Genomic DNA, 5,915 nt, shown 5'->3' with positions numbered 1-5,915 from the left:
GGGAAGCCCCCAACTACCATCGGCGCTAAAGAGCTTAACTTCCGTGTTCGGTATGGGAACGGGTGTGACCTCTTTGCCATCATCACTAGACTATTTTCGGCTTTCAATATACAGCGTATCTTGAAACCCTTATGTATTTCGTTTTGAAGTTTATTACCTGTCCTTCAAGACAAGAATTATTGTATAACGTTTTTTCACATTGTGCAATACTTTTTTATAAAAAAAAGAAATTATTACTTTTTGAAGCTATTTTTGTTATGAAAGAGAAATTATCACTCTGCTATTTATTATATCAATTGTTTAATTAAAAGAAAACAATTAATTTTTCAGATGTGTTGATTAACTATTTTTATTCGTTTTAATTAAAAAAAACACTGATTTCCTCTTTGGGCTAACTCCTTTCCTACGGGCAAAAGTCAAACCGCTTCGCTTTTCCCGTGGAAATTTTCAGGAGTACTCGCGTAGCCCTACGCTCCAATCAGCTAAAAGTGAGTACACATAAACAAAATTTCAACAAAAAAATCTTTTTTTCAGTCCATTTAATATGCCTGTAAATTAAAACTTCAAAATTATTTAACCATAGTTTTTTAGTTTTCATCTTATCCTCTATGTTATTTATTGAACCTACATTTACTTTCAAGTGAAAGAGTATTTACTATATTTCACCTGAGCAACAATCAAATATGCCTTGGCATATTTGCGTCCGGAATCGCCGGAGGCTTTGGGCCAACAGATGTTTTTTGCGCGAAAGCGAAGCCTCAGCAGCAAGATGTTGGTTACTCAATCGTGTGTTGTTGTTGTTGTTGTTGTTGTTGTTGTTGTTGTTGTTGTTGTTGTTGTTGTTGTTGTTGTTGTTGTTGTTGTTGTCGCTTTCGCACAGATATAACCGTGTTGTTGCTGTCTCTTCACTTTCGCTACATAAAACCTTTGTAACTGCCGTTTCACTTACGTTACATAAAACATTTGCTGAAAGAAGTTAAACAATTGAAAGTTGCATCTGTAATCGATCAATTTCCTCAAATGTCGTTGTTGGACCAAAAGATATTCTAAAAAATTGGCGAGCCGCCTCCATAGAATACCCCATTGATAAAATCGCCTTCGTACCAGATTCACTATGAATATCACAGGCACTTCCTGTGGAAACACATATCCCAGCTTCATTTAATTTTAACAAAACGTATTGACCCTCCACCCTTTCCATCAATACACCACAAATATTAGGCAATTGCTCTTTACACTCAATTATCTGGCACGTTTTCGGTAAATTGTTCTTAAAGTATTGACGTAATGCTTCATAATGCTGATGTTCATATTGATAATCTTCAATCGCCGTAGCAAAAGCGACAATAGCTGGGGTGTCTAGTGTTCCTCCTCTTAACCCACGCTCATGCGTGATACCTGAAACTAATGCAGGAGCACGGAGCTTAGGATTAATATAAACAGCACCACAACCTTTTGGCCCACCTATTTTATGGGCTGAAACAGTAATAGCATCTACCTGCTGTTTTAAAGGGAGTTTACAAAAAGACTGTACACAATCAACATGTAAAAGAACATTTGATTGTTTTGCAATCTCTGCAATTTTCTCTATAGGTTGAATAGAGCCTATCTCAGAATTTACATGTTGGATAGTGATTAAAGCCGTATCTTCTTGTATTGCTTCTCGTAGTTGCTCCACATGGATACTACCATCTTGCTGTAAGGGTAACTTCATGACCACAAAACCCATTTTTTCAAGTGTATTTAAAGCCGCATGTACGGATGTGTGTTCAGCTTGTGATGAAATAATGTGCTTTCCTTTATTTGACGCTAAAGCTAATGACAAAATCGAAATTAAATTGCCCTCAGTTCCGCTTCCAGTAAAAATCACACCATCACTGTTTACTCCAAGAGATCTTGCTACAACAGCTCTTGACTGTTCAACAAAATAATGTGCTTGCCCTCCTAGATCATGTAAACTTGCACTATTTCCATAATACTGTTCTGCTACCTCACAATATGCTTTAAGAGTTTTAGGAGTCATTGGAGAAGTTGCAGCGTAATCCAGATAAATCATCTTATTCTTCCTTTCTAGTTCATCAGCTCTTGTTTTCTCTTTTATTTTATGTAAAGATAGGTGTCAAGACAACAGTAAAGAAGGTAAAGGTATGGATGTAATGACAAATGTGCTTATTATCGGTAGCGGCATTGCTGCACTTCAAACTGCTCGGCTTCTCGAAGAACATTTTCAAGTACAGATAGTTACAAAATGTTCTGTTAAAATGAGTAGTTCTTATCGTGCTCAAGGTGGTATTGCTGCCGTTACAAGTCAAGAAGATCATCCTATGTTTCACATTGCAGATACTTTAACTGCTGGTGACTATCATCATGAACGAAAGAATGTTGAAGTGTTAATAGAAAACGGCACAGAAATTATGCGTGATTTTTTAAATGAGGGCTTCCCAGTTGATCGACAAGTTGATGGGTCTCCAGCTCTAGGTTTAGAGGGGGTACATAGTTATCACCGTATTTTACATGCAGGTGGTGATCGTACTGGCCAAATTATGATAGATTATTTGCTTAATCAACTTACATCTAATATCGTTGTGAATTGCTATGAAATGGCTTACGAGCTTTTATTGAATACAAATGGAGATTGTATTGGCGTTCTGACAAAAGGAGCAAAAGGAACGAAGCGCTACCTCGCCCACCACGTCATTCTCGCGACAGGAGGTACAGGCGCTATTTATTCTTGTACGTCTAATTATGCTACGAGTACTGGAGATGGTATCGCTTTAGCATATCGTGCTAGAGCTGCCATCAGTGATATGGAATTTATGCAATTCCATCCAAGCTTACTTTGGTGTGGAGGGCAGGCCAAAGGATTAGTCTCTGAAGCTGTACGTGGCGCCGGAGGGGTATTTGTCGATGCACAACGTCAACCCATAATGAAAGGCATACACGAACAGCTGGACTTAGCACCACGCCATATTACTGCGCATGCATTATTTAATAAACGTGCTGCTGGGCAAGAAACATTTATTGATATTTCAAATATTGAACACTTTGAAGAAAAATTCCCTACGATTGCTCAGCTTTGCCATGACAATAACGTTAATTTACAAGATGGCTTAATTCCTGTAGCACCAGGTAGCCATTTTTTAATGGGTGGTGTTGTTGCTGATGATAAGGGAAGAACATCTATTCCTCATTTATATGCAATCGGAGAAGTTGCTTGTACTGGGGTGCATGGTGCAAATCGTTTAGCTAGTAACTCTCTATTAGAAGGAATTACGTTTGGGAAAAGAACAGCCCAATACATTATTCAAACAGGTTGCAAGCAAAATAGTTTCTTGATTGATGACAAACATCACCAACAAACCATGCCATCATTATTTACAAAAGATCAATTACGACAAAAGATGATGCACACATTAGGTATTGTGCGAAATCCTATCGATATGCAACAATTCAAACAACAATTGCCCTCAATGCAAACACTTCTTCATGTTGATTTAGATGGATTGAATCGACAGGAACTTGAACTTTACATGATGCATGTTGTCGCTACATTAATGACACACGCAGCCATTACACGAAAAGAAACTCGCGGAGCACATATTCGCATTGATAAACCGAAAAATGATAATCAGTGGGCAAACCGCTGGATTATTTTTCAACAAGGACAGATGAAAGTGAGGAATTCATTGTATGAATATCATCAAACTCGAGGAAATGTTAAAGCTATTTTTTAATGAGGATATAGGTGATGGAGATTTATCGAGTGAATTTATATTTTCTGCAGAACAGCAGGGATCTTTTTCTTTTTATGCGAAAGAAAGCGGCATTTTTTGTGGAGCCCTCATCATTAAGCATGGATTTCTTCTGCTTGATCAATCAATGGATATTATCCTATATAAAAAAGATGGTGAAACAGTAAATGCCGGTGATATTCTTGCTGTTATTCAAGGACCCCTTCAAAAGTTATTAATGGGTGAGCGTGTAATTTTGAATCTTATCCAGCGTATGTCTGCTATTGCTACTGCTACAAATTTAGCGGTGCAAGAAACAGCAGGTACTAATGCGAAAATATGTGATACGCGCAAAACAATGCCAGGAATGCGTATGTTAGACAAATATGCAGTTAGAATTGGTGGAGCTTATAACCATCGCAATGGTTTATACGATGCGATAATGCTAAAGGATAATCATATCGCTTTTGCAGGTAGTATCACTAAGGCAGTACAGGCTGCCCGTGAGAAAATCGGTCACATCATTAAGATTGAGGTCGAAATCGAAACAAAAACACAATTAGATGAAGCAATTGCAGCTGGTGCAGATATCATTATGTTTGATAATCGCAGCCCTGAAGAAATACGTGAATGGCTCCCAGCAGTTCCCCCACATATTGCTACAGAGGCTTCCGGGGGCATTTCACTTCAAAACTTAAATACCTATGCTAAAACAGGTATTCAATGGATTTCACTCGGAGCGCTAACACATTCAGTAAAAGCCTTTGATATTAGTGCACTTGTACTAACGAAAGGAGCTCATTCCATTGTCCATCACTAGTTTATTACAACAAACGTCACTACTGCCAGAGCATTATCGTGCATTATCTAAAATTGACATGGAATCTCGCATTCTAGCAATAAAACAGAAACTAGGTAGTAAGCTTTTTATCCCTGGGCATCATTATCAAAAAGATGAAGTGATTCAATTTGCAGATGCAACAGGGGATTCCTTACAGCTTGCTCAATTATCAGCAGCTAACAAGGAAGCTGAACATATAGTATTTTGTGGAGTACACTTTATGGCAGAAACAGCTGATATGCTTACAACTGAACAGCAGCATGTTTACTTACCTGATATGCGTGCAGGCTGTTCAATGGCTGACATGGCTGACATCTATCAAACAGAACATGCATGGCCGGTTTTACAGGAGCTCTTTGGTGATACCATTATCCCGCTAACATATGTTAATTCTACTGCTGCCATTAAAGCATTTACTGGCAGACATAAAGGAGCCTGTGTAACATCGTCCAATGCAAAAGAAATGGTTCAATGGGCATTTACGCAAAAACAACGCATTTTCTTTTTACCAGATCAACATTTAGGTAGAAATACTGCGTACGATTTAGGAATACCGCTTGAAAATATGGCAGTTTGGAATCCTTATACAAATATGCTTGAGACAGACCAGTCCCCAGAAAACATTCAAGTCATCTTATGGAAGGGACACTGCTCCGTACACGAAGGTTTTACAGTTCAGCATACGGAGCTTGTACGTAAAGTTCATCCAAATATGCGTATTATTGTTCATCCTGAATGTAGTCGCGAAGTTGTTGCCGCTGCAGATGATGCAGGTTCTACAAAATACATTCTTGATACGATTAATAAGGCAGCAAGTGGTTCAGCATGGGCAATCGGTACTGAAATGAATCTCGTTAATCGTATTATCAAGCAGCATCCAGATAAGCAGATTATCTCTTTAAATGAGAACTTCTGTCCTTGTCTTACAATGAATCGAATTGACCTCCCCCATCTACTTTGGTCTCTAGAAAGTATAGAAAAGGGCCAGCCACATAATCGTATTCAAGTAGATGCTCACATTGCTGAAGAAGCACGCAACTCACTTGAAAGAATGCTATTAAGAGCTTAAAGGACAAAACGTCTACCAGAATTGAGTAGACGTTTTGTTATTATAGTTACTTGAGCCTTCTACATGAATATGTTTTGCAATGTTCAATTTAATAAATTTCAACAATATTAGAGATAATTATAGGAATCTCAAACATTCATTACAAATCATCTTTAGAATCTTTAAAGCTTTTTTTATACAAAAAAATGCAGTAGATGTAAGTTACATCTACTGCATTTAGTATGACCCGTACGGGATTCGAACCCGTGTTACCGCCGTGAAAGGGCGGTGTCTT

The 5,915-nt window shown here is 38.0% G+C and carries 5 protein-coding genes and 1 rRNA gene; 3 read left to right on the top strand and 3 right to left on the bottom strand.

The genetic code is table 11. The features are described 5' to 3' along the window. The 3 genes from rrf to ACQKMV_RS23695 all read right to left on the bottom strand — a co-directional run. A 5S ribosomal RNA gene (gene rrf / locus ACQKMV_RS23705) occupies window positions 1–90 on the bottom strand; the annotation flags it as partial. Window positions 91–780: 690 nt separating this feature from the next. Continuing rightward, on the bottom strand, window positions 781–945 hold the full coding sequence (locus ACQKMV_RS23700; protein ID WP_427506905.1) for a hypothetical protein: 165 nt from the start codon (window positions 943–945) through the stop codon (window positions 781–783). Between the two features lie 31 nt (window positions 946–976). Then, window positions 977–2,056 (bottom strand): cysteine desulfurase family protein, encoded by a 1,080-nt coding sequence (locus ACQKMV_RS23695; protein ID WP_427506903.1) that lies wholly within the window; start codon window positions 2,054–2,056, stop codon window positions 977–979. A 91-nt stretch (window positions 2,057–2,147) separates the two neighbouring features. Between ACQKMV_RS23695 and nadB the strand changes: the two genes are divergently transcribed. Genes nadB through nadA form a run of 3 tightly spaced genes read left to right on the top strand, consistent with a single transcriptional unit; the run spans window position 2,148 to window position 5,641 of the window. Next, the gene (gene nadB / locus ACQKMV_RS23690) at window positions 2,148–3,734 is read left to right on the top strand and encodes an L-aspartate oxidase (RefSeq protein ID WP_427506901.1); all 1,587 of its coding nucleotides are present in this window, start codon (window positions 2,148–2,150) and stop codon (window positions 3,732–3,734) included. Continuing rightward, window positions 3,691–4,551, top strand: coding sequence for a carboxylating nicotinate-nucleotide diphosphorylase (gene nadC, locus ACQKMV_RS23685; RefSeq protein WP_427506900.1), 861 nt, complete (start codon window positions 3,691–3,693; stop codon window positions 4,549–4,551). The genes nadB and nadC overlap by 44 nt, the downstream gene beginning before the upstream one ends. After that, window positions 4,538–5,641: a quinolinate synthase NadA gene (nadA, locus tag ACQKMV_RS23680; RefSeq protein WP_427506898.1), complete on the top strand. Its 1,104-nt coding sequence runs from the start codon at window positions 4,538–4,540 to the stop codon at window positions 5,639–5,641. The genes nadC and nadA overlap by 14 nt, the downstream gene beginning before the upstream one ends. Window positions 5,642–5,915: the final 274 nt, after the last annotated feature.

This window comes from Lysinibacillus sp. NPDC094403, from assembly GCF_050278745.1.
Lineage (GTDB): Bacteria > Bacillota > Bacilli > Bacillales_A > Planococcaceae > Lysinibacillus.
Note: the sequence above shows the minus strand (reverse complement) of the source record. Positions and strands in the feature narration are given on the sequence as shown.

Excerpts from the sequence above, each read along its gene's own strand:
- ACQKMV_RS23695 (WP_427506903.1), bottom strand. The coding sequence starts at position 2,056 with ATGATTTATCTGGATTACGCTGCAACTTCTCCAATGACTCCTAAAACT.
- nadB (WP_427506901.1), top strand. The coding sequence starts at position 2,148 with ATGGATGTAATGACAAATGTGCTTATTATCGGTAGCGGCATTGCTGCA.
- nadC (WP_427506900.1), top strand. The coding sequence starts at position 3,691 with ATGAATATCATCAAACTCGAGGAAATGTTAAAGCTATTTTTTAATGAG.